Origin of the sequence: Salipiger sp. H15, assembly GCF_040409955.1 — a bacterium.
In the GTDB taxonomy this organism is placed as follows: Bacteria; Pseudomonadota; Alphaproteobacteria; order Rhodobacterales; family Rhodobacteraceae; genus Salipiger.
Genome location: NZ_CP123384.1, coordinates 161906 through 188223, shown reverse-complemented (window position 1 = coordinate 188223; position 26318 = coordinate 161906). Strand labels below are relative to the sequence as shown.

Genomic DNA, 26318 nt, shown 5'->3' with positions numbered 1-26318 from the left:
ATGATCAACAAGAGCGGATCGGCGAACTGGCAGGGCGGGCTGAAGGACGGGACGGGCACCGTCTCGACCGAGTCCGGCGTGCTGAACAAGCAGAACTACGGGTTCAACAAGCGCTTCGGCGACGAGGCCGGGACCAACCCCGAGGAGCTGATCGCAGCGGCCCATGCCAGCTGCTTCTCGATGGCGCTGAGCAATATCCTCGGCGATTACGATCTCAAGGCCGACGACATCAGCACCGTCGCAACGGTCACGCTGGAGCAGGTCGACGGCGGCTTCGCGGTCACCAAGAGCCATCTCAAGCTGACCGCGGTCATCCCCGGCGCGACCGAGGAGACCTTCCTCGAGGCGGCGGGCAAGGCCAAGGCGGGCTGCCCGATCTCCAAGCTGCTGAACGCCGAGATCACCATGGACGCGAAGCTGGCCTGACCGGCGGCGGAAGCGAGGGGCGCTGCCCCTCGCGCTCCCCGGCGTATTTGGAAAGAGAAGACGGGGCGCGCGCTTGGAGCGTGGCCTCGGCCGGAACGAAAAGAGCCGCCCCTCGGGGCGGCTCTTTCGTTTCCGGAGCGCGCGGCCTCAGCTGGCGCGGCGCTGCTCGAAGCTGAGGGCGATGAACTCGGGCATGTGATCGCCCATGCCCACCACGGTCGTCTCGCGTTCGCCCTTGCGGCCGCGGTTGCGCGACTTGTCGCCGCCGCGCGGGCCGCGATCACGCTCGCGCTCGCCGCGCTCGGCGGTCTCGACCGGAGCGGGGGCGGGGGCGGCGACAGGGGCGGGGGCGGCGGCCTCGATCACGGGCTCGGGCTGCACGGCCACCTTGGGGGCGGCTTCGCTGCGTTCGCCGCGGCGCGACCGCGAGCGGCTGCGCTTGGCGGGGCGCTCTTCCTCGTCGGCGATGACCGGCGCGTCGGAGACCGGCGTGCCTCGCAGCGGCGACTCGATGCGCGGGATTTCCTTCTGGATCAGCGCCTCGATCGCGTCGAAGTTCTTCTCGTCCTTCGGCACGACGATGGTGAAGGCCTTGCCGGTGCGCCCGGCGCGGCCGGTGCGGCCGATGCGGTGCACGTAATCCTCGGCATGGCTCGGCACGTCGAAGTTGAACACGTGGCTCACCGACGGAACGTCGAGCCCGCGCGCCGCCACGTCGGAGGCGATCAGCAGGCGGACCGAGCCGTCGCGGAAGCCGTCGAGCGTGCGCATGCGCTGCGACTGGTCGAGGTCGCCATGCAGCGGCGCGGCGTTGTAGCCGTATTTCTTCAGCGACTTGGCGACGATGTCGACGTCGACCTTGCGGTTGCAGAAGATGATCGCGTTGGTGCAGGCGTCGCCTTCCTTGTCGATCAGCGCGCGCAGCACGGCGCGCTTCTCGGTGGCCTCGCGGTCCTTGCGGGAGGCCTTGTAGAACACCGCGCCCTGCTCGATCGTCTCGGAGGCGGTGGCCTGGCGGGCGACCTCGATCCGCTCGGGGGCGGACAGGAAGGTGTTGGTGATGCGCTCGATCTCGGGGGCCATGGTGGCCGAGAAGAACAGCGTCTGGCGGGTGAACGGGGTCAGCGAGAAGATGCGCTCGATGTCGGGGATGAAGCCCATGTCGAGCATGCGGTCGGCCTCGTCGACCACCATGATCTGTACGCCGGTGAGCAGCAGCTTGCCGCGCTCGAAATGGTCGAGCAGGCGGCCGGGGGTGGCGATCAGCACGTCCACGCCCTTGTCGATCAGCTGCTCCTGCTCCTTGAACGAGACGCCGCCGATCAGCAGCGCCTTGGTGAGCTTGAGGTGCTTGGTGTAGACGTCGAAGTTCTCGGCGACCTGCGCCGCGAGTTCGCGCGTCGGGCAGAGCACGAGGCTGCGCGGCATCCGTGCCCGGGCGCGGCCGCGCGCCAGCAGGGTGATCATCGGCAGCGTGAAGGACGCGGTCTTGCCGGTGCCGGTCTGGGCGATGCCCAGCACGTCGCGGCCCTCGAGCGCGGGGGGGATGGCGCCTGCCTGGATCGGGGTGGGCGTCTCGTAGCCCGCCTCTTCGATGGCTTTCAGCACCTTGGGGTTCAGGTTCAGGTCAGTAAACTTGGTCATGTAGGTCCGATGCGATGCGGACTCTGAAACGTGGCCCGCGCGTCTGAGAAAGGGCCCGGATGGCCCGAAAGAGCCGCCCTGAGGCAGCCATGATGCGGGCTTGTACCGGAATCAGGCGGGAAAGGTCAATCTCGACGGGATTTTCGCCGGAAAAACGACGGTTTCAACCGATTCTGAGGCCCTGGGGACACGGAATCGTGACGCTTTCGGCGCCTCTTCGCAGGATTCTGTCGCGGCGGCAGGGACTCAGCGCTGCCGCCGGGCCATGAAGGCGAGCCGTTCGAAGAGGTGCACGTCCTGCTCGTTCTTCAAGAGCGCGCCGTGCAGCTTCGGCAGTGCGTCGCCGGCGTCCCGTCGCAGGTCGGCGGCGTCGAGGTCCTCGGCCAGCAGCAGCTTGAGCCAGTCGAGCACCTCGGAGGTCGAGGGCTTCTTCTTCAGCCCCGGCTGCTCGCGCAGCGCGTAGAACTGGGTCAGCGCCTCGGTCAGCAGCGCGGGCTTGATGCCGGGGTGGTGCACCTCGACGATGCGGCGCAGCGTCGCCTCGTCGGGGAAGCGGATGTAGTGGAAGAAGCAGCGCCGCAGGAAGGCGTCGGGCAGTTCCTTCTCGTTGTTCGAGGTGATGATGACGATCGGGCGCTGGCGGGCGCGGATGGTCTCGCCGGTCTCGTAGACGTGGAACTCCATGCGGTCGAGTTCCTGCAACAGGTCGTTCGGAAACTCGATGTCGGCCTTGTCGATCTCGTCGATCAGCAGCACGACCTTCCCGTCGGCCTCGAAGGCCTGCCAGAGCTTGCCCTTGCGGATGTAGTTGCCGACGTCGTGCACGCGCTCCTCGCCGAGCTGGCTGTCGCGGAGCCGGCTCACCGCGTCGTATTCGTAGAGCCCCTGCTGGGCGCGGGTGGTGGACTTGATCGACCATTCGATCATCGGCAGGCCGAGCGCCTGCGACACCTGCCGCGCCAGCTCGGTCTTGCCGGTGCCGGGCTCGCCCTTGACCAGCAGCGGCCGCTCGAGCGTGATCGCGGCGTTCACCGCCATGGTCAGGTCCTCGGTCGCCACGTAGGCGTCGGTTCCGTGGAAACTCAGGCTCTTGGGGTCCTGCATCGGGCTCCTCCTCGACGGCGACGCATGCAGGGATAAAGGCGCGCAGGGACCGCTTCAAGCGGCGATTCCGGGCGTGCCGGAACCTTCCTGTCATATGGTGGTTACAAAATGGGCACCTGCCGAATATTCGTTCGCGACCTATCCCATTGTGTAGTGACATCGAGGGGTGGGTGGGATAACAGCAGCCTCGCAAGGGGTGCCGGGACCGGTCAGGAATTCCTCGCCGGACACCGGTTTTGAAGAGGGAGCAGAAATGAAGCCCGAAACTTTTCTGCCCGACGATTACCGTCCGGCCGAAGACGAACCTTTCATGAATGAGCGTCAGACGGAGTATTTCCGCCGTAAGCTGATCGCATGGAAAAACGACATCCTCGCCGAAAGCCGCGACACGATCGAGGCGCTGCAGGAAGCCACCCGGAACATTCCCGACGTGACCGACCGTGCCAGCGAAGAGACCGATCGCGCGCTTGAGCTGCGCACCCGTGACCGTCAGCGCAAGCTGGTCGCCAAGATCGACTCGGCGCTGCGCCGCATCGAGCACGGCGAATACGGCTACTGCGAAGTGACCGGAGAGCCGATCAGCCTCAAGCGGCTCGACGCGCGTCCGATCGCCACGATGAGCCTCGAGGCGCAGGAACGCCACGAGCGCCGTGAAAAGGTGCATCGCGACGACTGAGCCCGCGGGACCGCCGGTCGGCAGCCGGGGGGCCAAAGGCTTGACAAGACAGGACGCCGGGGCCATTGGCTCCGGCGTTTTACTTTTTCGCCTTAAGCGGGAGCGGCAGGGTGACCGGCAAGTCAGTCACGATCATCGGCGGGGGTATCGGCGGGTTTGCCGCGGCGCTGGCGCTGCGCCAGCGCGGCTTCGACGTGCGCGTGCTGGAACAGGCCGAAGCGACCGCCGAGGTCGGCGCCGGGCTGCAGATCAGCCCCAACGGGCTGCACGTGCTGGAGGCGCTCGGGCTCGGCGAGGCGCTGCGCGCGGGCTCCTGCCGGGCGCAGGCGGTGTCGCTGCGCGATCACCGCAGGGGGACCGAGGTGCTGCGGCTCGACCTCGCGCGGCTGCGGGCCGGCGAGGAATACCACTTCGTCCATCGCGCCGACCTGATCGGGCTGCTGTCGCAGGCGGCGCGCGACGCGGGCGTGCAGCTGCGGCTCCTGCAGAAGGTCGCCGCCGTCCATCCCGGCGCGCCGGTGCGGCTCGAGATGGCGACCGGCGATTCCTGCTCGGCGGACCTGGTGATCGGCGCGGACGGGCTGCACTCGGTGCTGCGCGGCGCGCTCAACGGCGTGGTTGCGCCCTTCTTCACCGGGCAGGTGGCCTGGCGGGCGGTGGTGCCGAACCTCGGCGGCCATCCGCCAGAGGCGCGGGTGCACATGGGCCCGGGGCGGCACCTCGTCAGCTACCCGCTGCGCGGCGGGCGGATGGTGAACCTCGTCGCGGTCGAGGAGCGCCGCGCCTGGACCGAGGAGGGCTGGTCCCACTTCGATGACCCGGCGAACCTGCGCGCTGCCTTCGCCGGCTTCGGCGGCGAGGTGCCGCAGCTGCTGGCGGCGGTCGAGCAGCCGGGCCTCTGGGGGCTTTTCCGCCATCCGGTGGCGCGGCGCTGGCACGGGCCGGGCGTGGCGATCCTCGGCGATGCGGCGCACCCGACGCTGCCCTTCATGGCGCAGGGCGCCAACATGGCGCTCGAGGATGCCTGGGTACTGGCCGCCTGCCTTTCCTCCATCGACGACCAGGAGGCCGCGCTGGCGCGCTACCAGGAGCTGCGCCGCGAGCGCTGCGTCAAGGTGGTCGAGGCGGCGAACGGCAATGCCTGGAAGTACCACCTGCGCAACCCGCTGCTGCGCGGGGTCGCGCATCTCGGCATGGGGATGCTGGGGCGCGTGGCGCCCGACCGGATGCTGGGCCAGTTCGACTGGATCTACGGCTACGACGCGACGAAGGTCGCCTGACCCCTCACTTCCCGGCCCAGGTGACCTCGGTGCCGTAGAGCGGCACGGTCGACAGCGAGACCTTGGCCGAGCCCTCCGTCAGTTCCGCCGCGTGGGCGAGGTAGATCAGCGTCTGGTTCTTCTCGTCGTAGATGCGCTTCACCCGCAGCGACTTGAAGATGATCGAGCGCGAGGTGCGGAACACGTCCTCGCCATCCTTGTCGCGGTCGATGTCGCCGATCACGATCGGCCCGGTCTGCTGGCAGGAGATCGAGGCATTCGACGGATCCTCGAACCAGTTGCCCTTGGACAGCCGGTCGAGCACGCCGCGGTCGAAATAGGCGATGTGGCAGGTGACGCCCTGCACCTTGGGATCGGCAATGGCCTCGATCTCGATGTCATTGCCGACCCAGTCCACGCCCACCTCGCCGACCTGCTCCGCGAGCGTCATCGAGGGCAGCAGGCACAGGAGGGCGAGGAGGGCGGGTTTCATGGCGAGTCTCCGGGAGGTGATCAGAATGTCACCCGACCATGCGCGCCGAGATCGGGCGTGTCATCCGTCATCTGTGCCTTGGCGATCTCGTAGAGGAAGCTGGCGCCGCCATCGCTGACCCAGACTTCGGCTTCCTTCGGGGTCATCTTGACCAGCTGGACCGCCGGATCGTCCCGTCCGTCCTTGAACCAGGCGCTCGCGACGATGCTCCAGATCTCGTCGAGCTTCTTCTCGTCGTTCGAGATCGACGCCGTGCCGACGACGTTGGCGTAGAGATGCGCCTTGGTGTCGGCCACGAGGAAGTTCACCTCGCCGCTGTTCCTGGCGGCGCGGTCGGCGGCCGAGCCCTTGGCGGTGATGAACCAGATGGCGTTCTCGTCCTTGTCGGCGTGCGGCGCCATCGGCACCGGGCGTTCGCCCTCCGCCGCCAGCATCCCGGCGCGCACGTCCTTCAGGTGTTTCCAGAAATCGGCCTTGAGGTCGGTCATGTGATCCTTGGGCATCTCGTCTCTCCTTTTCCTGTCTTCAGGGCCCCAACGCGGAGGCCGCCGGGCCGTTCCTCGGGGTCACGACCGGGTCACGCGCCTTTGTTGTTGACGGGTGCGGGGACGCGCGCTTAGATATGAACAAGTGTTCAATAACTGCCAGGGGAGGGGCGGTTTGATGTTCAACGCGGTCATGACCTTTGATCTGGGTGAAGACGTCAACGCGCTGCGCGAGATGGTGCACCGCTGGGCGCAGGAGCGCGTCAGGCCGATGGCGGCGCAGATCGACCGGGACAATGCCTTCCCGAACGAGCTCTGGCGCGAGATGGGCGAGCTTGGCCTTCTGGGCATCACCGTGCCCGAGGAATTCGGCGGCGCGGGCATGGGCTATCTTGCGCATGTCGTCGCGGTCGAGGAGATCGCCCGGGCCTCGGCCTCGGTCTCGCTCTCCTACGGCGCGCATTCCAACCTCTGCGTGAACCAGATCAAGCTCAACGGCTCGCCGGAGCAGAAGGCGAAGTACCTGCCGGGGCTGATCTCGGGTCAGCACGTCGGCGCGCTTGCCATGTCCGAGCCCAACGCCGGGTCCGACGTGGTCAGCATGAAGCTGCGCGCCGAGAAGAAGAACGACCGCTTCATCCTCAACGGCAACAAGTACTGGATCACCAACGGGCCCGACGCCGACACGCTGGTGGTCTATGCCAAGACCGACCCCGAGGCCGGGTCGAAGGGCATCACCGCCTTCCTCATCGAGAAGGACATGACCGGCTTCTCCACCAGCCCGCATTTCGACAAGCTCGGGATGCGCGGCTCGAACACCGCCGAGCTGATCTTCGAGGACGTGGAAGTGCCCTTCGAGAACATCCTCGGTCAGGAGGGCAAGGGCGTGCGCGTGCTGATGTCGGGGCTCGACTACGAGCGCGTGGTGCTCGCGGGCATCGGCACCGGCATCATGGCCGCCTGCCTCGACGAGATCATGCCCTACATGGCCGAGCGCAAGCAGTTCGGCCAGCCGATCGGGTCGTTCCAGCTGATGCAGGGCAAGATCGCCGACATGTACACGGCGATGAACTCGGCCCGCGCCTATGTCTACGAGGTCGCCAAGGCTTGCGATCGCGGCGACGTGACCCGTCAGGACGCCGCGGCCTGCTGCCTCTACGCCTCGGAACAGGCGATGGTGCAGGCGCACCAGGCGGTGCAGGCGATGGGCGGGGCGGGCTTCCTTGCCGATGCGCCGGTGGCGCGACTCTTCCGCGATGCCAAGCTGATGGAGATCGGTGCCGGCACCTCGGAGATCCGCCGGATGCTGGTGGGCCGCGAGCTGATGGCGGCAATGGGCTGACCATGCCGTCCCGGCCGCTCTGGTACGCCCCCGTGCTGGCGCTTCTCGCGCTGGTGGCGCTGGTGGCCTACCGGGCCGGGATGCAGGCGGCGGAGCTGACGGAGACCGAGGCGATCGCCGCCGCCGCCACGCTCTACGTCGAGACCGGCCCGGAGGGGGCCGAGAGAAGCGATTGCACGGGGCGCCCCGCGGAGGCGCCGGTCTGGATCGTGGTGACCTGCGCGCGGGAGGACCTTGCGCATGTCTACGAGATGGACCGGCTGGGGCGCATCCTTCACGCGCGGGTCAGGAGGGGGCCGCAGACATGAGAGTGACGCTGCCGGAAGGCACCTACGACGAGATGCGGGCGCGCTTCGACTGGCGCTTCCCGCCGCGGCTCAACATGGCCGCGCAGGTCTGCGACGACTGGGCAGCGCTCGAGCCCGCGCGGGTGGCGATCCTCGACCATGGCCGCGGCCGGGTCACCTATGGCGCGCTCGCGCTCATGTCGCGCCGGGTGCAGGCGGCGCTCGAGGCGCGCGGCGTGGCGCGCGGCGACCGGGTGGGGGTGCTGCTCTCGCAGTCGCCGCTCTGCGCCGCCGCCCATATCGCGGCGTGGCGGATGGGGGCCATTTCCGTGCCGCTCTTCAAGCTCTTCCGCGAGGACGCGCTGCGCTCGCGGCTCGGCGACAGCGGGGCGAAGGTGGTTGTGACCGACGAAGAGGGGGCGGCGATGCTCGCGCCCTTCGATCTGGATGTCGTCACCGACCTGCCTGAGGCGCCCTCGGAAAGCCCCGTCGCCGACACCGGCCCCGAGGATCCGGCGATCCTCATCTACACCAGCGGCACCACCGGCAAGCCCAAGGGCGCGCTGCACGGGCACCGGGTGCTGATGGGCCACCTGCCGGGTGTCGAGATGAGCCACGACCGGCTCGGCCAGCCCGGCGACGTGCTCTGGACCCCGGCGGACTGGGCCTGGATCGGCGGGCTCTTCGACGTGGCGATGCCCGCGCTGGCGCTCGGCGTGCCGGTGGTGGCCGCCCGCATGGCCAAGTTCGAGGTCACGGAGTGCGCGAAGATCTGCGCGGAACACTCTGTGAAAAATGTGTTTTTCCCGCCGACCGCGCTGCGCATGCTGAAGGCGGCGGACGCCCGCATCCCCGGCCTGCGCTCGGTCGCCAGTGGCGGCGAGCCCCTCGGGGCCGAGATGCTGGCCTGGGGCCGTGCCGCCTTTGGCCTGACGATCAACGAGTTCTACGGCCAGACCGAATGCAACATGGTGGCAAGCTCGGCGGGCACGCTCTTCGATCCGCGCCCGGGCTGCATCGGCAAGCCGGTGCCGGGGCACGAGATCGCGGTGATCGACCTCGAGGGCCAGCCCACCGAGGGCGAGGGCGATGTGGCGATCCGCCGGGGCTCGGGCTCGATGATGCTGGAGTACTGGCGGAACCCGCAGGCCACGGCCGAGAAGTTCCGCGGCGACTGGCTGCTGACCGGTGATCGCGGCACCTGGGAGGGCGACTACCTGCGCTTCCTCGGGCGCGAGGACGACGTGATCTCCTCGGCCGGCTACCGCATCGGCCCGGCCGAGATCGAGGATTGCCTGATCACCCATCCGGCGGTGCTGACCGTCGGCGTGGTCGGCAAGCCCGACCCGCTGCGCACCGAGATCGTCAAGGCCTACGTGGTCCTGAAGGAGGGCGCGCAGACGGATGCGGAAACTTTGAAGGCATGGGTGAAAGAGCGTCTCGCAACCTACTCCTGCCCAAGGGAAATATCGTTTCTTGAGGCGCTGCCCATGACGGTCACCGGCAAGGTGATCCGCAAGGAGCTGAAGGCTCGTGCAACGGCCGAGGCAGAGCGCGCAAGGGTTCAGGAGGACACATGAAACTGAAATCGCAGGCCATCCCGTCCTCCGAGACGTTCCGGGCCAACCGCGCCGGCCATCTCGAGGCGCTGCGGGTGATCGAACAGGCCGCCGCGCAGGCGGCCGCGGGCGGCGGGCAAAAGGCGCGCGAGCGCCATGTCTCGCGCGGCAAGATGCTGCCCCGCGAGCGCGTCGCCAACCTGCTCGATCCGGGCACGCCCTTCCTCGAGGTCGGCGCCACGGCGGCGCATGGCATGTATGGCGGCGACGCCCCCTGCGCCGGGGTGATCGCGGGCATCGGCCGGGTCATGGGCCGCGAGGTCATGGTGCTGTGCAACGACGCCACGGTGAAGGGCGGCACCTACTACCCGATGACCGTCAAGAAGCACCTGCGCGCGCAGGAGATCGCCGAGGAGAACCACCTGCCGTGCGTCTACCTCGTCGACAGCGGCGGCGCGAACCTGCCGAACCAGGACGAGGTCTTCCCCGACCGCGACCACTTCGGCCGCATCTTCTACAACCAGGCGCGGATGAGCGCCAAGAACATCCCGCAGATTGCCGTGGTCATGGGCTCCTGCACCGCGGGCGGCGCCTACGTGCCGGCCATGTCGGACGTGACCATCATCGTCAAGGAACAGGGCACGATCTTCCTCGCCGGCCCGCCGCTGGTGAAGGCGGCGACGGGCGAGGTGGTCAGTGCCGAGGAGCTCGGCGGCGGCGACGTGCACACGCGGCTCTCGGGCGTGGCGGACTACCTTGCCGAGGACGACGCCCACGCGCTGGCGCTGGCGCGGCGCGCGGTGGGCGGGCTCAACCGGGTCAAGCCCTCTGGCGTCGACTGGCAGTCGCCCGAAGCCCCGGCCTATGACCCCGAGGAGATCCTCGGCGTGGTCCCCGCCGACCTGCGCACCCCCTACGACATCCGCGAGGTCATCGCCCGGATGGTCGACGGCTCGCGCTTCGACGAGTTCAAGCCGCGCTACGGCGAGACGCTGGTGACGGGGTTCGCCCATGTCGAGGGTTGCCCGGTGGGGATCGTCGCCAACAACGGCGTGCTCTTCTCCGAGGCGGCACAGAAGGGCGCGCATTTTGTCGAGCTCTGCTCGCAGCGCGGCATCCCGCTGGTCTTCCTGCAGAACATCACCGGCTTCATGGTCGGCCGCAAATACGAGAACGAGGGCATCGCCCGCCACGGCGCCAAGATGGTGACGGCGGTGGCGACGACCAACGTGCCGAAGATCACCATGCTGGTCGGCGGCTCCTTCGGAGCGGGCAACTACGGCATGGCGGGGCGGGCGTATCAGCCGCGGTTCCTCTGGAGCTGGCCCAACAGCCGCATCTCGGTGATGGGCGGGGCGCAGGCGGCGGGGGTGCTGGCCACGGTCAAGCGCGACGCCATCGAGCGCGCGGGCGGCAGCTGGTCGGACGACGAGGAGGCCGCCTTCAAGCAGCCGACCATCGACATGTTCGAGGAGCAGTCGCATCCACTCTACGCCTCGGCCCGGCTCTGGGACGACGGCTGCGTCGACCCGCGCAAGTCGCGCGCCGTGCTGGCGCTGTCGCTGAGCGCGGCGCTGAACGCGCCGATCGAGGAGACGCGCTTTGGCGTGTTCCGGATGTGATGGACGGGTGTTTGAAGAGAGGGGGCGCTGCCCCCGCGGGCCAAGGGTCCGCAATTTGGGAAAATGGGGGCGCTGCCCCCGTCGCCTGCGGCGACTCCCCCGGGATATTTTTACCATGTGGAAGCCGGGACGGGCTTGGAGGGCGCGATGTTTGACACTCTGCTGGTGGCCAACCGGGGCGAGATCGCCTGCCGGGTGATGCGCAGCGCAAGGGCGCTGGGTCTGCGCACCGTGGCGGTCTATTCCGAGGCCGACGCGGGCGGGCGCCACGTGGCCGAGGCCGACCTCGCGGTCTGCATCGGCGGCGCGGCGCCCGCCGAGAGCTACCTGCGCGGCGAGCGCATCATCGAGGCGGCGCTGGCGACCGGGGCCGGAGCGATCCACCCGGGCTACGGCTTCCTGTCGGAGAACCCCGAGTTCGTCGACGCGGTGGAGGCGGCGGGGCTGATCTTCGTCGGGCCCTCGGCCTCGGCGATCCGGGCGATGGGGCTCAAGGACGCGGCGAAGCGGCTGATGGACGCGGCGGGTGTGCCGGTGGTGCCGGGCTATCTCGGCGAGGACCAGGACCCGGCGCGGCTGGCGCGGGAGGCCGGGGCGATCGGCTACCCGGTGCTGATCAAGGCGGTGGCGGGCGGCGGCGGCAAGGGCATGCGGCTGGTCGAGAAGGCGGCGGATTTCGCCGCCGCGCTGGAGGGCGCCAAGGCCGAGGCGCGCGGCGCCTTCGGCAACGAGGCGGTGCTGATCGAGAAATACATCACCGCGCCGCGCCACATCGAGGTGCAGGTCTTCGGCGACGGCGAGAAGGCGGTGCATCTCTTCGAGCGCGACTGCTCGCTGCAGCGGCGCCACCAGAAGGTCATCGAGGAGGCGCCCGCGCCGGGCATGGGCGAGGAGATGCGCGCCGCCATGGGTGCCGCCGCCGTGCGCGCCGCCGAGGCGATCGGCTACAAGGGCGCGGGCACGGTGGAGTTCATCGTCGACGGCTCGGACGGGCTGCGCCCCGACGGGTTCTGGTTCATGGAGATGAACACCCGCCTGCAGGTCGAGCACCCGGTCACCGAGATGATCACCGGCGTCGACCTGGTGGAGTGGCAGCTGCGCGTGGCGGGCGGCGAGCCGCTGCCGCTTTCGCAGAAGGAGCTTTCCATAAACGGCCATGCCTTCGAAGCGCGGCTCTATGCCGAGGACGTGCCGGCGGGCTTCCTGCCCGCCACCGGGCGGCTCGCGCATCTGGAGTTCCCCGCCGACGTGCGGGCCGACAGCGGCGTGCGCTCGGGGGATGCGATCTCGCCCCACTACGATCCGATGATCGCCAAGCTGATCGTGCACGGGCCGACCCGCGCCGTGGCGCTGCGCCGGCTGGCGCAGGGGCTGCGCCACACGCGGGTGGCGGGGACGGTGACCAACCTCGCCTTCCTCGGGGCGCTGGCCGGGCACGCGGGCTTTGCCGCTGGCGAGGTCGACACCGGACTGATCGGGCGCGATCTCGAGACGCTGGTCTCGGTGCCCGAGCTGGCGCCGCAGGTGGTGGCCGAGGCTGCGCTGGTGCTCGCGGGGCTCGATGGGGCGGCGGGCTGGGAGGTGGGCTTCACCCTCTGGGCGCCGCTGGCGCGCTCGGTGCTGCTGCGCCGGGGCGAGGAGGATCTGCCCTGCGTGCTGCGGGTGAAGGGGGCGGATCTCGTCGAGATCGATGTGCGGGGGGCGACGGTGCTGGCCGCCCGCTCGCAGGGGCGCTGGAGCTTCGACGGGCGCCCCGCCGCCGGGCATTTCCGCGAGGACGGCCACGTGACGGTCTTTGCCCATTACGGCATGCGCTTCGACCTCGTCGAGCCGCTCGACCGGGTGGCCGAGGCGGGGGCGGGCGGCAACCTCGTCGAGGCGCCGATGCCCGGCAAGGTGGTCGCGGTCTTTGCCGAGGCCGGGGCGCAGGTCGCGGCGGGCGACCGGCTGGCGCTGCTCGAGGCGATGAAGATGGAACACACGCTGCGCGCCGCGCGCGACGGCATCGTCGCCGAGGTGCTGGTCGAGGCCGGCTCGCAGGTCGAGGCAGGGGCGGCGCTGATCCGGCTCGAGGAGGAGGAGGCGTGATTCGGCTCCACCACGTGCCGCAGTCGCGCTCGATGCGCGTGCTGTGGCTGCTGGAGGAGTTGGGGCTGCCCTACGAGCTGGTCACCGAGCGCTTCGACAAGTCGCTGCGGCGGCAGGATTACCTTGCGCTCTCGCCCGCCGGGCGGGTGCCGGCGCTGGAGATCGGCGGCGAGACCATGTTCGAGTCCGGCGCGATCCTCGAGTATCTCTGCGAGCTCTACCCCGACAAGGGGCTGGGGCGGATGCGCGGCGACGCGGAGCGGCGCGACTACCTCGTCTGGCTGCATTTCGCCGAGACCATGAGCCAGCATTGCGCGGCGCTCACCCAGCAGCACCTGATGCTGCGCGAGGATCACATGCGCTCGCCGGTGATCATGCAGCTGGAAGCGGCGCGGCTCGGCAAGTGCTACGAGGCGATCGAGGCGCGGCTGGCGAAGAGCGGCGATCACCTGCTGGACGGCTTCTCGGCGGCGGACATCGCCGTGGGGCAGGCGGTCTACATCGGGCGGCACTTCCGCGCCATCGAGGGGCTGGAGCGGCTCGGCGACTGGTACGGGCGGATCACCGCGCGGCCGGGCTTCGGGCGGGCGCTGCCGGGCGAGGGCGAGCGGCTTTATACCCGCGCGTTCTACCCCGCCTGGGACCTGCCGGGCACCTGAGCGGCGGTGCGCCCGGCGGCGGCGCCGGGCCGTGCGTATTTGGAAAGAGAAGAAGGTCAGGGGAAGAGGGCGGAGCGATGGGCGAGTTTGTCGAGATCTTCGAGGTGGGGCCGCGCGACGGGCTGCAGAACGAGGCGCGGCTGATCCCGGCGGCGGAGAAGATCGCGCTGGTCGACTGCCTCAGCCGGGCCGGGTTCCGCCGCATCGAATGCGCCAGCTTCGTCAGCCCCAAATGGGTGCCGCAGATGGCGACCTCGGCCGAGGTCATGGCGGGGATCATCCGCGCGCCGGGAGTGCGCTATGCCGCGCTCACGCCCAACATGAAGGGGCTCGAGGCGGCGCTGGCGGCGAAGGTCGACGAGGTGGCGATCTTCGGCTCGGCCTCGGAAGGGTTCAGCCGCGCCAATATCAATGCCTCGATCGCCGAGAGCCTCGAGCGCTTTGCCCCGGTGGCCGAGGCGGCGCGGGCGGCCGGGCTGCCGGTGCGCGGCTATGTCTCCTGCGTGGTCGAATGCCCCTATGATGGACCGGTGGCGCCGGGGCAGGCGGCGACGGTGGCGAAGGCATTGCACGAGATGGGCTGCTACGAGGTCTCGCTCGGCGACACGATCGGGCGCGCGACGCCGGAGGCGGTGACGGCGATGCTGGCGGCGGTGGTGCAGGTCGTGCCGCCCGAGCGGCTCGCGGGGCATTTCCACGACACCGGCGGGCGGGCGCTCGACAATGTCGAGGCGGCGCTGGCCATGGGCCTGCGGGTCTTCGACGCGGCGGTGGGCGGGCTTGGCGGCTGCCCCTACGCGCCGGGGGCGGCGGGCAACGTGGCGACAGAGGCGGTGGCGGACCGGCTCGCGGCGCTCGGCTACGAGACCGGGCTCGACCGCGCGGTGCTGGACGAGGCCGCGGCCATGGCGCGCCGGATGCGGGCGGGCTGAGTGGCGGTGCTGGTCGTGCTCGCGGGCCTGCCGGGGGTCGGCAAGAGCGCGGTGGCGCGGGCGCTCGCGGCGCGGACCGGGGCGCTCTGGCTGCGGATCGACGCGATCGAGCAGGCGATGCGCGGCTCGCACATGGCATTCACCGACCTTGCCGACGGCGGCTATGCCGCGGCGCAGGCGGTGGCGCGCGGCGCGCTGGCGCAGGGGCTCGACGTGATCGGCGATTGCGTGAACCCCTGGCCGCTGACCCGGGAGGCCTGGGAGGCGGCGGGGGCGGGGTACCGGGTGCTGCGGGTGGAACTGCTCTGCACGGACGCGGGCGAGCACCGGCGGCGGGTCGAGGCGCGGGCGCCGGAGGTCGCGGGGCTCGTCCTGCCGGACTGGGCGGCGGTGCAGGCGCGCGACTACCGGCCCTGGCCGGGGGCGGATCTGCGGATCGACACGGCGGTGGAGAAAATGGAAGGGGCCGCGGCGCGGATCGCGGCGGCGATGGAGGATTGAGATGGCATTGATCGAGACGCGCATCGACGCGCGCGGCGTGGCGGAGCTGGTGCTGAACCGGCCCGAGAAGCACAACGCGCTGTCGGCGGAGATGATGACCGAGCTGGTCGCCGCGGCGGAGGCGCTGGCGGCGGAGGAGGGCGTCCGTGTCGTCGTGCTGGCGGCCGAGGGCGGCAGCTTCTGCGCCGGTGGGGACCTCGCCTGGATGCGCGCGCAGTTCGAGATGGACGGCGAGACCCGCCGCCGCGAGTCGCGGCGCATCGCCGAGGCGCTGGCCGCGCTGGCGGCGCTGCCGCAGCCGCTGATCGGCAAGGTGCAGGGCAATGCCTTCGGCGGCGGCATGGGGCTCATTTCGGTCTGCGACGTGGTGGTCGGCGTTGAAGGGGCGAAGTTCGGCTTCACCGAGACGCGGCTTGGCCTCTTGCCCGCCAATATCGGCCCCTACGTGATCGCGCGGATGGGCGGAACGAGGGCGCGCGAGGTCTTCATGAGTGCCCGCATCTTCGGGGCGGAGGAGGCGCAGCGGCTGGGTCTGCTCAACCGCGTCGTGGCGCCGGAGGCGCTGGAGGCAGCGGTCGAGGCCGAGATCGCGCCCTATCTCGCCTGCGCGCCGGGGGCGGTGCGCGAGAGCAAGGCGCTGCTCAATGCGCTGGCGGGGCAGGTGACACCGGCGCAGGTCGACATGGCGATCGACGCGCTCGCCGCGCGCTGGGAGACCGCCGAGGCGCAGGAGGGCATCGCGGCCTTCTTCGACAAGCGCCCGGCGCCCTGGGTGCAGGCGCAGCAGGACTGAACCCGGGGGCGCGGCCCCGCGGCCGCAACCCGCAAGGCATTCCGCTAGGGAGCCTTTACATGCCCCGCCATCCTCGCGAGTCCGTGAGGATGGCGCTTTCTTCGGCAGTCGCAAGGGGCTGAGTCTGCGGCTCCGCGCAGAATGTATGCAACGGTCGACGGAAAAAATCTCGAAACATCAGGGATTACCCGGCGGAAGCTTCCGTATCCCATTGTCGTGAAAGTATTTTCATCATTCGTGAATATCTTGGGCGGTTGTTGACCCGGCTCTCACTCGGCGATAAGTCACTCACAGCAAGGCAACAAAGCCATGGTCTCCGCACCGCCTTGCGGTGCGCCTCGCAAAGGAGCCACAACGTGGACGAGATGCTGCGGGAATATCTTCCCATCCTCGTATTCCTCGCCGTAGCGGTCGCGCTCGGTCTCGTGCTCATCCTCGCCGCCGTCGTGCTGGCGGTGCGCAGCCCCGACCCCGAAAAGGTCTCGGCCTATGAATGCGGGTTCAACGCCTTCGACGACGCGCGGATGAAGTTCGACGTCCGGTTCTACCTGGTCTCGATCCTCTTCATCATCTTCGATCTCGAGATCGCCTTCCTCTTCCCCTGGGCCACCGCGTTCAAGGACGTGAGCATGGTCGGCTTCTGGTCGATGATGGCGTTCCTCGCGGTGCTGACCGCGGGCTTTGCCTATGAATGGAAGAAAGGGGCTCTCGAATGGGAGTGATGACCGGGCTCAACACCGCCGGTGGCGACCGTGAGGTCGCGACTCAGGCGCTGAACCGCGAGCTGCAGGACAAGGGCTTCCTGCTGACCACCGTCGATGACGTGATCAACTGGGCGCGCACCGGCTCGCTGCACTGGATGACCTTCGGCCTGGCCTGCTGCGCCGTCGAGATGATGCAGACCTCGATGCCGCGCTACGACCTCGAGCGGTTCGGCACCGCGCCGCGCGCCAGCCCGCGCCAGTCTGACCTGATGATCGTCGCCGGCACGCTGACCAACAAGATGGCCCCGGCGCTGCGCAAGGTCTACGACCAGATGCCCGAGCCGCGCTACGTGATCTCGATGGGCTCCTGCGCCAACGGCGGCGGCTACTATCACTACAGCTATTCGGTGGTGCGCGGCTGCGACCGGGTCGTCCCGGTCGACGTCTACGTGCCCGGCTGCCCGCCGACGGCCGAAGCGCTGCTTTACGGGCTGATGGCCCTGCAGAAGAAAATCCGCCGCACCGGCACGATCGTGCGCTGAGCGCGGGAGGGGATGCAATGACGCAAGCACTGAGCGAACTGGGCGCCCATATCGAGGCGAAGCGCCCCGACTGCGTGATCGCCTGGGACGTGACCCATGGCGAGCTGAACGTGGACGTGGCCCCGGCGAACATCGCCGGGATGGTGGAGTTTCTCCGCGCCGACCCGACCTGCCGCTTCTCGACGCTGGTGGACATCACCGCGGTCGACTACCCGAACCGCCCCAAGCGCTTCGACGTGGTCTACCACTTCCTGTCGATGTACCAGAACCACCGCATCCGCCTGCGCGTCTCGGTGCGCGAGGACGAGATCGTACCGTCGGTCACGTCGCTGCACCCCTCGGCCAACTGGCTCGAGCGCGAGGTGTTCGACATGTTCGGCATCCTCTTCTCGGGGCATCCGGACCTGCGCCGCATCCTCACCGACTACGGCTTCCGCGGCCACCCGCTGCGCAAGGACTTCCCGACCACGGGCTATGTCGAGGTGCGCTACGACGAAGAGCTCAAGCGCGTCGTCTACGAGCCGGTGAAGCTGGTGCAGGAATACCGCCAGTTCGATTTCATGTCGCCCTGGGAAGGGGCGCAATACGTGCTGCCCGGCGATGAAAAGGCCGAGGAGGGGGCGAAGTGATGGACGGCTCCAAAGGTTTCGACGACGCCCTCTCGGGCGAGCAGAAGATCCGCAACTTCAACATCAACTTCGGCCCGCAGCACCCTGCGGCCCACGGCGTGCTGCGCCTCGTGCTCGAGCTTGACGGCGAGATCGTCGAGCGCTGCGATCCGCACATCGGCCTGCTGCACCGCGGCACCGAGAAGCTGATGGAAAGCCGCACCTACCTGCAGAACCTGCCGTATTTCGACCGGCTCGACTATGTCGGCACGATGAACCAGGAACATGCCTGGGTGCTGGCGATCGAGAAGCTCTGCAAGGTCGAGGTGCCGCGCCGCGCCCAGCTGATCCGCGTGCTCTACTGCGAGATCGGGCGCATCCTGAACCACCTGCTGAACGTGACCACGCAGGCCATGGACGTGGGCGCGCTGACGCCGCCGCTCTGGGGCTTCGAGGAACGCGAGAAGCTGATGATCTTCTACGAGCGGGCCTGCGGCGCGCGCCTGCACGCGGCCTACTTCCGGCCCGGCGGCGTCCACCAGGACCTGCCGCCCGAGCTGATCGACGACATCGCCGAGTGGTGCCAGCAGTTCCCGGCCCGCCTGCAGGACATCGACGACCTGCTGACCGAGAACCGCATCTTCAAGCAGCGCAACGCCGACATCGGCGTGGTGACCGAGGACGACATCCAGCAGCACGGCTTCTCGGGCGTCATGGTGCGCGGCTCCGGCCTCGCCTGGGACCTGCGCCGCGCACAGCCCTACGAGTGCTACGACGAGTTCGACTTCAAGATCCCCGTCGGCAAGAACGGTGACTGCTACGACCGCTACCTCGTCCGCATGGCCGAGATGCGCGAGAGCGTGAAGATCATGGTCCAGGCCTGCGAGAAGCTGAAGCTGCCCGAGAACCAGGGCGACGTGCTGGCGCGCGGCAAGATCACCCCGCCGAAGCGCTCCGAGATGAAGACCTCGATGGAGGCGCTCATCCACCACTTCAAGCTCTACACCGAGGGCTTCCACGTCCCCGCGGGCGAGGTCTACGTCTCGGTCGAGGCGCCGAAGGGCGAGTTCGGCGTGTATCTTGTCGCCGATGGCAGCAACAAGCCTTACCGCGCCAAGCTGCGCGCGCCGGGCTTCCTGCACCTGCAGGCGATGGACTACCTGTGCAAGGGCCACCAGCTGGCCGACGTCGCGGCCATTCTCGGCTCGCTCGATATCGTGTTCGGAGAGGTTGACCGATGATCCGTGTTTCCGCCGCCCTCGCAGCCCTCGGCCTTCTCGCCGCCTGTGCCATGCCGCCGAAAGGCACCGACGAGCAGGACCTCATGGCCTGGGACGACGCCGTGACCTCGATCGGCTGCGCGCTGGTCTCCGAAGGCGACTACCAGCCCGTCGAGCTGCAGACCGGCCTGACCCGCGAGCAGGTGCAGGACATCGCCTCCTACAAGGTCAAGACCGAGCAGGCGGTGCCCACCGACACCGGCGGCGTGCGCCTCGTGACCGGCAGCTGCGCCCCCGCGGCGGAGCCTGCGGCGCTTGACGCTGAGGCCGCCGAGACAGCGGCCGGCTGACAGATTACAGAGCGGCGGGGCCCGGCCCCGTCCCAATGCCGCGGTGGCGTCTCGCCCCCGGCCCACGACATGAACCGAAGGTCCGTTTGCCATGCTGCGCCGTCTTCATCACGAACAGCCCGAGAGCTTCGCTTTCACGCCCGCCAACATGGACTGGGCCGAAGCGCAGATCAGCAAGTACCCCGAGGGCCGTCAGGCCAGCGCCATCATCCCGCTGCTCTGGCGCGCGCAGGAGCAGGAGGGCTGGCTGACCCGGCCCGCCATCGAATACGTCGCCGACATGCTGGGCATGGCCCACATCCGCGCGCTCGAGGTGGCGACCTTCTACTTCATGTTCCAGCTGCAGCCGGTCGGCTCGGTGGCGCACGTGCAGATCTGCGGCACGACCTCGTGCATGATCTGCGGCGCGGGCGAGCTGATGGAGGTCTGCAAGGCCAAGATCGCCGGCAAGCCGCATGAGGTCTCCGCCGACGGCAAGTTCTCGTGGGAAGAGGTCGAGTGCCTCGGCGCCTGCTCGAACGCCCCGATGGCGCAGATCGGCAAGGATTACTACGAGGACCTGACCGGCGAGAAGCTGGCCGAGATCCTCGACGCCATGGCGGCGGGCAATGTCCCGGTGCCGGGCCCGCAGAACGGCCGTTTCGCCGCCGAGCCGCTCGGCGGCCCGGTCGTGCTGACCGAGGGCGTGGGCGAGCGCGAGGCGCTCAACGCCTCCGTCGCGCTGGCGACCTCGATCGGCGACACGGTCAAGCGCATCGACGGCACCGAGGTGCCGCTGCGCGCGCCGTGGCGTGACCGCTCGTCCGAGAAGGGCGACGCCGCGCCCGACACCCACGCGCCGAAGCTCTCGAAGGGCGCGCCGGTGGACGAGACCGGGATCGACAAGCGCGAGGCGCCGGTGAAGTCCGCGGCCGCGGTGAAATCCGAGCCCGTGGCGACCGGGGGCCGCAAGCCCGAAACGCTGTCCGCCCCGCTCGAGGGTGGCGCGGACAATCTCAAGATGATCAAGGGCGTGGGCCCCAAGCTCGAGCAGCTGCTGCACGGGCTCGGCTTCTTCCACTTCGCGCAGATCGCCTCGTGGACCGAGGACGAGCTGGCCTGGGTGGACGCCAATCTCGAAGGGTTCAAGGGTCGCGCGTCGCGCGACGAATGGGTTGCCCAGGCCAGGACGCTGGCCGAAGGTGGCGAGACGGAATTCTCTGCCCGCGTGGAGAAGGGCGAGGTTTACGACGAAGATTGATCCAATGACATAACTCGGGAGTGAGAGATGACAGACGTGACGATGCAGGACGGATGCACCCGCAAGTGCTGGATAACAGCGGCCGTGATCGGCCTCGTCGTCGCGCTCTTCGCGCTGGGTGGACACAGGGGATTTCCGGCGGCGCTGCTGCTCGGGCTTCTCGCGACCGGACTGCTCGGCTCGATCTTCACCTGGCTCTTCTGCGCCCCGGTCCCGAAGCTGGGCGAACGCTCGCCCACCTCGCGGCTGACCCGCGTGGTCGAGGGCGAGGTTCCCCCGGTTCCGGCACGTCCGGCAGCCGCGGCGGCCCCGGTGAAGGTCACTCCCGCTCCCGCAGCGGCACCCGCGGCCCCGGCCCCGGCGGCGCCGAAACCGGAGGTGGCAAAGGTCGCGGAAGCGCCGAAGCCCGAGCCGGTCGCGGCGAAACCGGCGGAACCGGCAAAGGCCGCGGCCCCGGCGAAGCTGGTGGACTTGGATGAAGGGGGCTCGCAGCCCGAGGCGCTGGCCAAGCCGCGCTCCGGTGCGGCGGACAACCTGAAGGAAATCAAGGGCGTGGGGCCCAAGCTCGAGCAGCTGCTGCACGAGCTGGGCATCTACCATTTCGACCAGATCGCGGGCTGGAGCCCTGCCGAGGTCGCATGGATGGATCAGAACCTGAAAGGGTTCCGCGGCCGGGTCTCGCGCGATGACTGGATCGGGCAGGCCAGGATACTTGCGGCGGGCGGGGAGACCGAGTTCTCCAGGCGCGTCGAGGATGGCGAGGTCTACTGACCTGCCGATGGAATGGTGCCGCCGGGCCTGCCCGGCGGTGCGGTAACGAGGGACCGGACCGAAGATGAGCGGACAGGACCAGCACAGCCGGCAGGGGCGCATCATCGCGCTCGTCATCGCCGGGGTCGGACTGGCCTGGATCGCCGCGACGGTCGCGGGCGAGATGCTGGGCTGGACCCAGCGCACGAGGGCCTTCTTCGACCTTGCCGCTCTGGCCGGGTTCGGGACGGCGATCTGGATGATTTACGGGCTCTGGCGGTCACGCCGGAAAGACAAGGACTGAGCGATGCTGAAGGACGAAGATCGGATCTTTACCAATCTCTACGGCATGCATGACCGCTCCCTCGCCGGGGCGAAGAAGCGTGGCCACTGGGACGGCACGGCCGGCATCATCGCCAAGGGCCGCGACTGGATCATCGACGAGATGAAGGCCTCGGGCCTGCGCGGTCGGGGCGGGGCAGGCTTCCCAACCGGTCTCAAGTGGTCCTTCATGCCCAAGGAGTCGGACGGCCGCCCGTCCTACCTGGTGATCAACGCCGACGAATCCGAACCCGCGACCTGCAAGGACCGCGAGATCATGCGCCACGACCCGCACACGCTGATCGAGGGCGCGCTGATCGCCTCCTTCGCCATGGGCGCACATGCTTCGTACATCTACATCCGCGGTGAATACATCCGCGAGCGCGAGGCGCTGCAGGCGGCGATCGACGAGTGCTACGACGCGGGCCTGCTCGGCAAGAACGCCGCGGGTTCGGGCTGGGACTTCGATCTCTACCTGCACCACGGCGCCGGCGCCTACATCTGCGGCGAGGAGACCGCGCTGCTCGAAAGCCTCGAGGGCAAGAAGGGCATGCCGCGGATGAAGCCGCCGTTCCCGGCGGGCTCGGGGCTCTACGGCTGCCCGACCACGGTGAACAACGTCGAATCCATCGCTGTCTGCCCGACCATCCTGCGTCGCGGTGCGACCTGGTTCTCGTCCTTCGGGCGGCAGAACAACGCCGGCACCAAGCTTTTCGCCATCACCGGCCACGTGAACACGCCCTCGGTCTTCGAAGAGCAGATGTCGCTGCCGGTGCGCGAGCTGATCGAGAAGCACGGCGGCGGCGTCCGCGGCGGCTGGGACAATCTCAAGGCGATCATCCCCGGCGGCGCGTCCTGCCCGATCCTGCCCAAGGACAAGCTCGAAGACGCGATCATGGACTTCGACTGGATGCGCCAGAACCAGTCCTCGTTCGGCACCGGTTGCATGATCGTCATGGACCAGAGCACCGACGTGATCAAAGCCGTCTGGCGCCTGTCGAAGTTCTTCAAGCATGAGAGCTGCGGCCAGTGCACGCCGTGCCGCGAGGGCACCGGCTGGATGATGCGGGTCATGGACCGCCTGGTGAGCGGCGACGCGGAGGTCGAGGAGATCGACATGCTGCTCAACGTCACCAAGCAGGTCGAAGGCCACACCATCTGCGCGCTCGGCGACGCGGCCGCCTGGCCGATCCAGGGCCTGATCCGTCACTTCCGCGAGGAGATCGAGGACCGGATCAAGGCCAAGCGGACCGGCCGCATGGGCGCGATGGCGGCCGAGTGATCCGATGCGAGTGGCAAGAGTGCGTGGTGTATTCGGTGTGATGGCGGCGCTTGCCGTGGCGGGATGCGCGGCGGTGCCGTCGAGCGGCCCGGCGGCGAGCCTCGGCAGCGGTGGTGGCTTCGGCAGCGGCTCGGTCGCGGGCCGCTGGGAACAGCGGGTCGTGACGATCTCGATGGCGGAGCGCATCGCCGATGCCTGCCACGACGACGGCATCAACCTTGCGCCGTCGCCCTATGGCGGCGCGGTGCACCGCGCCACCGAGGAGATGGTCGCCGCCGGTGCCGACCGGGCCGAGCTCCAGGCCGCCTACCAGGCGCAGGACTTCGGGGCGCTGTCGGTGCAGATCGACGAGTCGCTGGCCCGCAAGGGCGCCGTGAAGGGCCAGGCGCAGAGCCTCTGCCGCGTCGGCGCGCAAGAGATCGCCGCCGGGTCCGACCTGGGCCTGACGCTGAAGAAGGGATGACCATGGGACAGTACAGCCGACCGCTTCTCCGCACCGGCGCCGCGCTGGCGCTTGCCGCGCTGCTTGGCGCCTGCGGGGCGAGCAAGGACGATCCCGAGTTCGGCGGGCTGCAGTTCCGCGGCAATGCCAAGCCCGCGGGTGACGACCGGGCGAACTTTGTCGCCACCGTCAGCAACGCGGCGCGCGCACCCTATTCGGCGGTGGATGCCGGGCTCTACGAGGGCACCAAGTACTGCATCCACTACCTCGGCACCTCGGACATCGCCTGGGCGGTGGAACCCGAGGCGATGCGCGCGCAGCCCCGGCTGTCGGGCAGCGACCTCGTGATGCGCGGGCGCTGCCTCGGATGAGAGAGTCCACGCTCATATCTGCGGGTTTTCCGGGCGGTTATTGCATAGCCGGCACCGGAAGCCCCATGTCCCACGGCGAGGGAGTCCGCCTTTCGGCGGCCTCCGTGCTGCGCCAAAGGAGAGATGATATGAGCAAGCTCAGAACCGCCGTCCTCGCCGCCACGATCGGTGTCGTTGCCCTGCCCGGAACCGGGATGGCCAAGCCGCCACTCGGCGAGGTGCGCGAGATCCACGACGGGCTGCTGGCCGTCGGCATCGCCGACGAGATCCGCAACCGCTGCGACACGATCAGCGCGCGGATGCTGACCGCGATGAGCACGCTCAACACGCTGAAGAACCGGGCGCGCGCGCTTGGCTACAGCCGGCAGGAAATCGAGGATTACGTCACCTCGAAGGCCGAGAAGAAGAAGATGCGCGCCGAGGGCGTGGCCTGGATGGCCAAGCGCGGCGTCGCGGCGGACGACACGGCAGGGCTCTGCCGCGTCGGCCGCGAGGAAATTGCCAGGGGCAGCGCCATCGGCGCGCTCCTGAGGGAGAATTGATGCGACACGCGACGTGCATATCCCCCAGCGCCCTGCCGCAGCCGGCGGGAGCGTCGCGTGTGTCACCAGTCATGGGAAGATGCCAATGACCAACCTTCGTAAGATCATCATCGACGGCAAAGAGCTCGAGGTGGACGGGTCGATGACCCTGATCCAGGCCTGTGAGGAAGCCGGCATCGAGGTGCCGCGCTTTTGCTATCACGAGCGCCTGTCCATCGCCGGCAACTGCCGCATGTGCCTTGTCGAGGTGGTCGGCGGCCCGCCCAAGCCGGCGGCCTCGTGCGCCATGCAGGTGCGCGACCTGCGGCCCGGGCCGGAAGGCCAGCCGCCGGTGGTCAAGACCAACTCGCCGATGGTCAAGAAGGCCCGCGAGGGGGTGATGGAGTTCCTGCTCATCAACCACCCGCTCGACTGCCCGATCTGCGACCAGGGTGGCGAGTGCGACCTGCAGGACCAGGCGATGGCCTACGGCGTCGACTTCTCGCGCTTCCGCGAGCCGAAGCGCGCGACCGAGGACCTCGACCTCGGCCCGCTGGTCGAGACGCACATGACCCGCTGCATCTCCTGCACCCGCTGCGTGCGCTTCACCACCGAGGTGGCGGGCATCACCCAGATGGGCCAGACCGGGCGCGGCGAGGATGCCGAGATCACCTCGTACCTCAACCAGACGCTCGACTCGAACCTGCAGGGCAACATCATCGACCTGTGCCCGGTGGGCGCGCTGGTCTCGAAACCCTATGCCTTCACCGCCCGTCCGTGGGAGCTGACCAAGACCGAATCCATCGACGTGATGGACGCGCTCGGCTCGAACATCCGCGTCGACACCAAGGGCCGCGAAGTCATGCGCTTCCTGCCGCGGAACAATGACGGCGTGAACGAGGAGTGGCTGTCGGACAAGAGCCGCTTCGTTTGGGACGGGTTGCGCCGCCAGCGTCTCGACCGCCCGTACATCCGCACCAATGGCAAGCTGAAGCCCGCCACCTGGCCCGAGGCGCTTGCCGCCGTGGGCGCGGCGCTGAAGGGCGCGAAGAAGGTGGCCGGTCTCGTCGGCGATCTCGTTCCGGTCGAGGCGGCCTTCTCGCTCAAGCAGCTGGTCGAAGGGCTCGGCGGCTCGGTCGAGTGCCGTACCGACGGCACGCGCCTGCCGGTCGGCAACCGCTCGGCCTACGTGGGCAACGTGGCGATCGAGGAGATCGACACGGCGAAGGAAATCGTGCTCATCGGCACCAACCCGCGCGACGAGGCGCCGGTGCTGAACGCGCGCATCCGCAAGGCCTGGATCGCCGGTGCCGAGGTCAAGCTGATCGGCGAGGCTGCCGACCTGACCTATGACGTCACGCACCTCGGCACCGACCGCGCGGCCCTCGCCAAGGCGAAGGTCGGCGAGAATGCCATCGTGATCGTGGGGCAGGGCGCGCTGCGCGAGGCCGACGGTCTGGCCGTTCTGGCCGCCGCACAGGCGCTCTCGGGCAAGGTCCTGGTCCTGCACACCGCCGCCTCGCGCGTCGGCGCGCTCGACGTGGGCGCGGTGACCGAGGGCGGTCTGGAGGCGGCCACCAAGGACGCGGACGTGATCTACAACCTCGGCGCGGACGAGATCGAGATCGAGGCCGGTGCCTTCGTGATCTACCAGGGCTCGCACGGCGACCGCGGCGCACACCGCGCCGACGTGATCCTGCCGGGCGCCGCCTACACCGAGGAGAACGGTCTCTTCGTCAACACCGAGGGCCGGCCGCAGCTGGCCTTCCGCGCCGGCTTCGCGCCGGGCGAGGCGAAGGAGAACTGGGCGATCCTGCGGGCGCTCTCGGCCGAGGTCGGCAAGACCCAGCCCTGGGACAGCCTCGGGCAGCTCCGCCAGGCGCTGGTCGCGGCGGTGCCGCACCTCGCGCAGGTCGATATGGTTCCGGAGAACGAGTGGACCCCGCTCGCGACCGACAAGCTGGGCGAAGCCACCTTCCGCAACGCGGTCAAGGACTTCTACCTCAGCAACCCGATCGCCCGCGCCTCGGTCCTGATGGCCGAGCTCTCGGCGAACGCAAAGGCGCGCCGGGCCGCGCCGCTGGCCGCCGAGTGATC

29 protein-coding genes are annotated in these 26318 nt (G+C 69.1%); 25 read left to right on the top strand and 4 right to left on the bottom strand.

Going from position 1 to position 26318, the window contains the following annotated elements:
* On the top strand, nt 1-426 hold the full coding sequence (locus PVT71_RS00905) for an OsmC family protein (protein WP_353472613.1): 426 nt from the start codon (nt 1-3) through the stop codon (nt 424-426).
* A 147-nt stretch (nt 427-573) separates the two neighbouring features.
* On the opposite strand, the gene PVT71_RS00900 is transcribed toward PVT71_RS00905, so the two are convergent.
* Together PVT71_RS00900 and PVT71_RS00895 are read right to left on the bottom strand one after the other, a co-directional pair.
* Nucleotides 574-2070 carry a DEAD/DEAH box helicase gene (locus tag PVT71_RS00900; RefSeq protein WP_353472612.1) on the bottom strand — a complete coding sequence of 499 codons (1497 nt, stop codon included), beginning with the start codon at nt 2068-2070 and terminating at the stop codon, nt 574-576.
* A gap of 246 nt (nt 2071-2316) precedes the next feature.
* On the bottom strand, nt 2317-3156 hold the full coding sequence (locus tag PVT71_RS00895; protein ID WP_353473896.1) for a MoxR family ATPase: 840 nt from the start codon (nt 3154-3156) through the stop codon (nt 2317-2319).
* A gap of 271 nt (nt 3157-3427) precedes the next feature.
* On the opposite strand from PVT71_RS00895, the gene dksA reads away from it, so the two are divergent.
* Together dksA and PVT71_RS00885 are read left to right on the top strand one after the other, a co-directional pair.
* On the top strand, nt 3428-3850 hold the full coding sequence (gene dksA, locus PVT71_RS00890) for an RNA polymerase-binding protein DksA (RefSeq protein WP_353472611.1): 423 nt from the start codon (nt 3428-3430) through the stop codon (nt 3848-3850).
* A gap of 110 nt (nt 3851-3960) precedes the next feature.
* Entirely contained in the window at nt 3961-5130 is a 1170-nt protein-coding gene (locus tag PVT71_RS00885) for an FAD-dependent monooxygenase (RefSeq protein ID WP_353472610.1), read from the top strand.
* A 4-nt stretch (nt 5131-5134) separates the two neighbouring features.
* Here PVT71_RS00885 and PVT71_RS00880 read toward each other — a convergent pair whose 3' ends face one another.
* Nucleotides 5135-5602, bottom strand: coding sequence for a CreA family protein (locus PVT71_RS00880; protein ID WP_353472609.1), 468 nt, complete (start codon nt 5600-5602; stop codon nt 5135-5137).
* Between the two features lie 20 nt (nt 5603-5622).
* Nucleotides 5623-6105 (bottom strand): pyridoxamine 5'-phosphate oxidase family protein, encoded by a 483-nt coding sequence (locus PVT71_RS00875; protein ID WP_353472608.1) that lies wholly within the window; start codon nt 6103-6105, stop codon nt 5623-5625.
* 160 nt (nt 6106-6265) lie between these two features.
* Between PVT71_RS00875 and PVT71_RS00870 the strand changes: the two genes are divergently transcribed.
* From PVT71_RS00870 to nuoG, 22 genes are all read left to right on the top strand, one after another.
* Entirely contained in the window at nt 6266-7429 is a 1164-nt protein-coding gene (locus PVT71_RS00870; protein WP_353472607.1) for an isovaleryl-CoA dehydrogenase, read from the top strand.
* Nucleotides 7430-7431: 2 nt separating this feature from the next.
* The gene (locus PVT71_RS00865) at nt 7432-7737 is read left to right on the top strand and encodes a hypothetical protein (protein ID WP_353472606.1); all 306 of its coding nucleotides are present in this window, start codon (nt 7432-7434) and stop codon (nt 7735-7737) included.
* Nucleotides 7734-9296, top strand: coding sequence for an AMP-binding protein (locus PVT71_RS00860; RefSeq protein ID WP_353472605.1), 1563 nt, complete (start codon nt 7734-7736; stop codon nt 9294-9296). Before PVT71_RS00865 ends, PVT71_RS00860 begins: the two co-directional genes overlap by 4 nt.
* Entirely contained in the window at nt 9293-10897 is a 1605-nt protein-coding gene (locus PVT71_RS00855) for a carboxyl transferase domain-containing protein (RefSeq protein WP_353472604.1), read from the top strand. Before PVT71_RS00860 ends, PVT71_RS00855 begins: the two co-directional genes overlap by 4 nt.
* Nucleotides 10898-11044: 147 nt before the next feature.
* Nucleotides 11045-12985 carry a biotin carboxylase N-terminal domain-containing protein gene (locus PVT71_RS00850; RefSeq protein WP_353472603.1) on the top strand — a complete coding sequence of 647 codons (1941 nt, stop codon included), beginning with the start codon at nt 11045-11047 and terminating at the stop codon, nt 12983-12985.
* Nucleotides 12982-13644 (top strand): glutathione S-transferase family protein, encoded by a 663-nt coding sequence (locus tag PVT71_RS00845; protein ID WP_353472602.1) that lies wholly within the window; start codon nt 12982-12984, stop codon nt 13642-13644. The genes PVT71_RS00850 and PVT71_RS00845 overlap by 4 nt, the downstream gene beginning before the upstream one ends.
* Nucleotides 13645-13721: 77 nt before the next feature.
* On the top strand, nt 13722-14576 hold the full coding sequence (locus PVT71_RS00840; protein ID WP_353472601.1) for a hydroxymethylglutaryl-CoA lyase: 855 nt from the start codon (nt 13722-13724) through the stop codon (nt 14574-14576).
* On the top strand, nt 14577-15077 hold the full coding sequence (locus PVT71_RS00835; RefSeq protein ID WP_353472600.1) for an AAA family ATPase: 501 nt from the start codon (nt 14577-14579) through the stop codon (nt 15075-15077). It abuts the gene before it with no gap.
* Nucleotide 15078: 1 nt separating this feature from the next.
* A complete protein-coding gene (locus tag PVT71_RS00830; RefSeq protein ID WP_353472599.1) occupies nt 15079-15870 on the top strand; it encodes a crotonase/enoyl-CoA hydratase family protein in 792 nt (263 codons plus the stop codon).
* Nucleotides 15871-16226: 356 nt separating this feature from the next.
* Entirely contained in the window at nt 16227-16592 is a 366-nt protein-coding gene (locus tag PVT71_RS00825) for an NADH-quinone oxidoreductase subunit A (RefSeq protein ID WP_353472598.1), read from the top strand.
* Nucleotides 16583-17116 carry an NADH-quinone oxidoreductase subunit B gene (locus PVT71_RS00820; RefSeq protein WP_194132731.1) on the top strand — a complete coding sequence of 178 codons (534 nt, stop codon included), beginning with the start codon at nt 16583-16585 and terminating at the stop codon, nt 17114-17116. The genes PVT71_RS00825 and PVT71_RS00820 overlap by 10 nt, the downstream gene beginning before the upstream one ends.
* A 17-nt stretch (nt 17117-17133) precedes the next feature.
* Nucleotides 17134-17745, top strand: coding sequence for an NADH-quinone oxidoreductase subunit C (locus PVT71_RS00815; RefSeq protein ID WP_353472597.1), 612 nt, complete (start codon nt 17134-17136; stop codon nt 17743-17745).
* The gene (locus PVT71_RS00810) at nt 17745-18965 is read left to right on the top strand and encodes an NADH-quinone oxidoreductase subunit D (protein WP_353472596.1); all 1221 of its coding nucleotides are present in this window, start codon (nt 17745-17747) and stop codon (nt 18963-18965) included. Before PVT71_RS00815 ends, PVT71_RS00810 begins: the two co-directional genes overlap by 1 nt.
* Entirely contained in the window at nt 18962-19294 is a 333-nt protein-coding gene (locus tag PVT71_RS00805) for a hypothetical protein (RefSeq protein WP_353472595.1), read from the top strand. Before PVT71_RS00810 ends, PVT71_RS00805 begins: the two co-directional genes overlap by 4 nt.
* 91 nt (nt 19295-19385) lie before the next feature.
* Nucleotides 19386-20534 (top strand): NADH-quinone oxidoreductase subunit E, encoded by a 1149-nt coding sequence (locus tag PVT71_RS00800; RefSeq protein WP_353472594.1) that lies wholly within the window; start codon nt 19386-19388, stop codon nt 20532-20534.
* A gap of 27 nt (nt 20535-20561) precedes the next feature.
* Entirely contained in the window at nt 20562-21305 is a 744-nt protein-coding gene (locus PVT71_RS00795; RefSeq protein ID WP_353472593.1) for an endonuclease, read from the top strand.
* A 64-nt stretch (nt 21306-21369) separates the two neighbouring features.
* Nucleotides 21370-21588 (top strand): DUF5337 domain-containing protein, encoded by a 219-nt coding sequence (locus tag PVT71_RS00790; RefSeq protein WP_353472592.1) that lies wholly within the window; start codon nt 21370-21372, stop codon nt 21586-21588.
* 3 nt (nt 21589-21591) lie between these two features.
* Complete coding sequence (gene nuoF, locus PVT71_RS00785) at nt 21592-22887, top strand: NADH-quinone oxidoreductase subunit NuoF (RefSeq protein WP_353472591.1); 1296 nt, start codon at nt 21592-21594, stop codon at nt 22885-22887.
* 4 nt (nt 22888-22891) lie between these two features.
* A complete protein-coding gene (locus tag PVT71_RS00780) occupies nt 22892-23350 on the top strand; it encodes a DUF5333 family protein (protein ID WP_353472590.1) in 459 nt (152 codons plus the stop codon).
* A gap of 2 nt (nt 23351-23352) precedes the next feature.
* Nucleotides 23353-23700, top strand: a complete 348-nt coding sequence (locus tag PVT71_RS00775) for a hypothetical protein (RefSeq protein WP_353472589.1) — start codon at nt 23353-23355, stop codon at nt 23698-23700.
* 128 nt (nt 23701-23828) lie between these two features.
* Nucleotides 23829-24242 (top strand): DUF5333 domain-containing protein, encoded by a 414-nt coding sequence (locus PVT71_RS00770; RefSeq protein ID WP_353472588.1) that lies wholly within the window; start codon nt 23829-23831, stop codon nt 24240-24242.
* Between the two features lie 85 nt (nt 24243-24327).
* Nucleotides 24328-26316, top strand: a complete 1989-nt coding sequence (gene nuoG, locus PVT71_RS00765) for an NADH-quinone oxidoreductase subunit NuoG (RefSeq protein ID WP_353472587.1) — start codon at nt 24328-24330, stop codon at nt 26314-26316.
* The last annotated feature ends 2 nt before the right edge of the window (nt 26317-26318 follow it).

Bases quoted from the DNA above. Each gene is read 5' to 3' on its own strand.
- PVT71_RS00905 (WP_353472613.1), top strand. From the start codon at position 1: ATGATCAACAAGAGCGGATCGGCGAACTGGCAGGGCGGGCTGAAGGAC.
- PVT71_RS00900 (WP_353472612.1), bottom strand. From the start codon at position 2,070: ATGACCAAGTTTACTGACCTGAACCTGAACCCCAAGGTGCTGAAAGCC.
- dksA (WP_353472611.1), top strand. From the start codon at position 3,428: ATGAAGCCCGAAACTTTTCTGCCCGACGATTACCGTCCGGCCGAAGAC.
- PVT71_RS00880 (WP_353472609.1), bottom strand. From the start codon at position 5,602: ATGAAACCCGCCCTCCTCGCCCTCCTGTGCCTGCTGCCCTCGATGACG.
- PVT71_RS00875 (WP_353472608.1), bottom strand. From the start codon at position 6,105: ATGCCCAAGGATCACATGACCGACCTCAAGGCCGATTTCTGGAAACAC.
- PVT71_RS00870 (WP_353472607.1), top strand. From the start codon at position 6,266: ATGTTCAACGCGGTCATGACCTTTGATCTGGGTGAAGACGTCAACGCG.
- PVT71_RS00865 (WP_353472606.1), top strand. From the start codon at position 7,432: ATGCCGTCCCGGCCGCTCTGGTACGCCCCCGTGCTGGCGCTTCTCGCG.
- PVT71_RS00860 (WP_353472605.1), top strand. From the start codon at position 7,734: ATGAGAGTGACGCTGCCGGAAGGCACCTACGACGAGATGCGGGCGCGC.
- PVT71_RS00855 (WP_353472604.1), top strand. From the start codon at position 9,293: ATGAAACTGAAATCGCAGGCCATCCCGTCCTCCGAGACGTTCCGGGCC.
- PVT71_RS00850 (WP_353472603.1), top strand. From the start codon at position 11,045: ATGTTTGACACTCTGCTGGTGGCCAACCGGGGCGAGATCGCCTGCCGG.
- PVT71_RS00840 (WP_353472601.1), top strand. From the start codon at position 13,722: ATGGGCGAGTTTGTCGAGATCTTCGAGGTGGGGCCGCGCGACGGGCTG.
- PVT71_RS00830 (WP_353472599.1), top strand. From the start codon at position 15,079: ATGGCATTGATCGAGACGCGCATCGACGCGCGCGGCGTGGCGGAGCTG.
- PVT71_RS00820 (WP_194132731.1), top strand. From the start codon at position 16,583: ATGGGAGTGATGACCGGGCTCAACACCGCCGGTGGCGACCGTGAGGTC.
- PVT71_RS00815 (WP_353472597.1), top strand. From the start codon at position 17,134: ATGACGCAAGCACTGAGCGAACTGGGCGCCCATATCGAGGCGAAGCGC.
- PVT71_RS00810 (WP_353472596.1), top strand. From the start codon at position 17,745: ATGGACGGCTCCAAAGGTTTCGACGACGCCCTCTCGGGCGAGCAGAAG.
- PVT71_RS00805 (WP_353472595.1), top strand. From the start codon at position 18,962: ATGATCCGTGTTTCCGCCGCCCTCGCAGCCCTCGGCCTTCTCGCCGCC.
- PVT71_RS00800 (WP_353472594.1), top strand. From the start codon at position 19,386: ATGCTGCGCCGTCTTCATCACGAACAGCCCGAGAGCTTCGCTTTCACG.
- PVT71_RS00795 (WP_353472593.1), top strand. From the start codon at position 20,562: ATGACAGACGTGACGATGCAGGACGGATGCACCCGCAAGTGCTGGATA.
- PVT71_RS00790 (WP_353472592.1), top strand. From the start codon at position 21,370: ATGAGCGGACAGGACCAGCACAGCCGGCAGGGGCGCATCATCGCGCTC.
- nuoF (WP_353472591.1), top strand. From the start codon at position 21,592: ATGCTGAAGGACGAAGATCGGATCTTTACCAATCTCTACGGCATGCAT.
- PVT71_RS00780 (WP_353472590.1), top strand. From the start codon at position 22,892: ATGCGAGTGGCAAGAGTGCGTGGTGTATTCGGTGTGATGGCGGCGCTT.
- PVT71_RS00775 (WP_353472589.1), top strand. From the start codon at position 23,353: ATGGGACAGTACAGCCGACCGCTTCTCCGCACCGGCGCCGCGCTGGCG.
- PVT71_RS00770 (WP_353472588.1), top strand. From the start codon at position 23,829: ATGAGCAAGCTCAGAACCGCCGTCCTCGCCGCCACGATCGGTGTCGTT.
- nuoG (WP_353472587.1), top strand. From the start codon at position 24,328: ATGACCAACCTTCGTAAGATCATCATCGACGGCAAAGAGCTCGAGGTG.